Source organism: Streptomyces phytophilus (assembly GCF_013870535.1).
Lineage (GTDB): Bacteria > Actinomycetota > Actinomycetes > Streptomycetales > Streptomycetaceae > Streptomyces > Streptomyces phytophilus.
The window spans coordinates 1-2294 of the sequence record NZ_JACBXC010000981.1 but is presented as its reverse complement, the minus strand read 5'-3'; the positions used below and the strand labels follow the sequence as shown (position 1 = coordinate 2294).

The 2294-nt window shown below is 73.1% G+C and carries 1 protein-coding gene and 1 pseudogene; both read right to left on the bottom strand.

Annotated features, from left to right (window positions below):
• A pseudogene (locus tag H5J30_RS28010) lies at positions 1-470 on the bottom strand (DivIVA domain-containing protein); the annotation flags it as partial.
• Positions 471-678: 208 nt separating this feature from the next.
• The coding region (locus tag H5J30_RS28005; protein WP_181790084.1) for a discoidin domain-containing protein at positions 679-2294 on the bottom strand (1616 nt) is incomplete at its 5' end.

Sequence of the window (2294 nt, the reverse complement as noted above, 5' to 3'; positions counted from 1 at the left end):
TCGCGGGTGCTGTCCGCCTGCCGCTGCGCCTCCGCGAGGATCTGCCCCGCCGTCTCGTGCGCCTGCTTGATCCGCTGCCGGGCCCGCTGCTCGGCGTCGGCTCGTATGCGCTCGGCGTGCCGCTCCGACTCCTTGCCGCGCTCCGTCGTGGCGGCGCGGGCGGACTCCTTCAGCTCCCGGCACTCCTCCGCGGCCCGGGCGAGCACCCGGTCCGCCTCGGCCTCGGCGTCCAGAAAGAGCTTGCGGGCGGTCTCGCCGAGCGACTCGTACGTCTGCGGGCCCAGCGCGGCGGCCTGTTCGAGGAGCTGCGCCAGCTGCCGCCCGCTGGCCTCCACCCGCGCTTCCAGGTCTCTGGCATGGCGTACGGCGGCCTCCCGCTCGGCGAGCAGGTCGCCGACGACGCGGTCGACCTGCTGCGGCGAGTAGCCGCGGCTCCTGGTGGCCATCATGAAATCGCCGGGTTGCATCATCTCGCCCATCGTGCCCTGTCGTCTCGGCTACGCACTTCACCCCATGATGCTGCATCCGCGACCCCGGACCGGCGGCCGGTCCCCCGGGGGCGCAGGCGGGTAGCGTGGCGTCGCCGGCGCGCTCGCGCAAGTCCCGTGGCAGGGACGGGTGGTGGCGGCCCCGGGCGCCGTCGGGCACCCGGGGCCGCCGCCGTCCCCCGCGGGCAGGTCAGGGCTTCTGTTCGACCCTGACCCAGTCGATCTCGGCCTGGACGCCGCCGCGCGCGATCTTGTCGACGCTGGTCTGCGGCAGCCCCCAGTAGGGCTGGGTCACCTTGTTCCAGCCCGCGGGGTAGGCGCCGCCGAGGGCCAGGTTGAGGATGACGTACTGGTTGTGGTCGAAGACCCACTGGCCGCGGGTGGACTCCAGCTTGTTGCGGGTCGTCTCCTGCACCAGCCGGTCGTCGACGTGGAACCGCATCGTGGTCGGCGTCCACTCCACCGCGTACGTGTGCCACTGGTCGGCCCGGCCGCCGGCGGGGAAGGTCTGGCCGGCGCCGATGTTGCCGGCACCGGAGTAGCCGGGGCCGTGCAGGGCGGAGCTGGTCCAGTCCGGATAGCCGATGTTCTCCAGGATGTCGGTTTCGCCGGAGTTGGGCCAGGAGACGTCGGTGTTGTCGACGTCGCTGCCGAGCAGCCAGAACGCGGGCCAGAAGCCCTCGCCGTCCGGCACCCGGATCCGGGCGCTCACCTTGCCGTAGGTGAAGTCGTGCTTGGTGTAGGTGTCGATCCGCCCGGAGGTGAAGTCGTACGTGCCGCCGCCGGCCTGCGTGCAGCCCTTGCAGTACTCGGCCTCCAGTTCCAGGACGCCGTTCTCGGTGCGGATGTTGTCCGGGCTGTCGACGTACGCCTGCGCCTCGCCGTTGACCGAGCCCATCTCCTGGCCGGTGCGCACCACCCGCCACTTCGACCGGTCCAGTCCCGCACCGGTGAAGTCGTCGAAGAACGTCGTCCGGTACGTGCCGCCCTGCTCGCCCGGCAGCGCCGGGTAGGCGGCCTGGGCGCTGCCGCCGGTGCCCCAGACCTGCACCTCGTAGAGCGAATAGCCGAACTGCGCGGTCTGCGGCGCCGGGTTGTAGAAGGAGCGGCGCTCCTTGCCCAGGATGCGGACGTAGCGGCCGGTGGCGGGGGAGCCGAGGGTGATCGTGTCGTGGATGCCGGCGGCCTCGCCCGGGGGCTTGACGTCCGCACGGCGCTGCCCGACCTCCTGGGCGGAGGGGCGGTGGACGGTGCGCCAGTTCCGGTTGTCGTCCGAGACCTGGACCTCGTAGTCGACGGCGTAGGCGGCCTCCCAGTACAGGTCCAGGCTCTGGATGGTGGAGGGGGCGCCGAGGTCGACGGCGAGCCAGCGGTTCTGGTGCCAGTCGCTGGCCCAGCGGGTGCTGTCGCCGCGCAGGTCCGCGGGCCAGCCGCCGTCGGTGGCGAAGGACGGGGCGTTGCCGGCGTGCTGGTAGCGGTCGGCGTAGACGGGGTGGTTGAGCGCGAGGTTGGCGCGCTGGGCGGCGGCGGGGGCGGGCTCGCCGCCGAAGATCTGGAAGCTGTCGAGCCGGTAGGCGCCGGCGGCGCGCTCGATGCCGCGGACGCGGACGTAGCGGCCGGTGACGTCCTGGGGGTACGTGTGCGCGGTGACGGCGCCGGCGGCGCCGGCGGTCTCGGTGTAGAACGGCCGCCAGTCGGTGCCGTCGGCGGAGACCTCCACGGCGTACCGCCGGCCGAACGCCGTGTCGTCCCAGTCGAGTACGGCGCGGTGGACGCGGATCGCGGCGCCGAGGTCGACGGCGATCC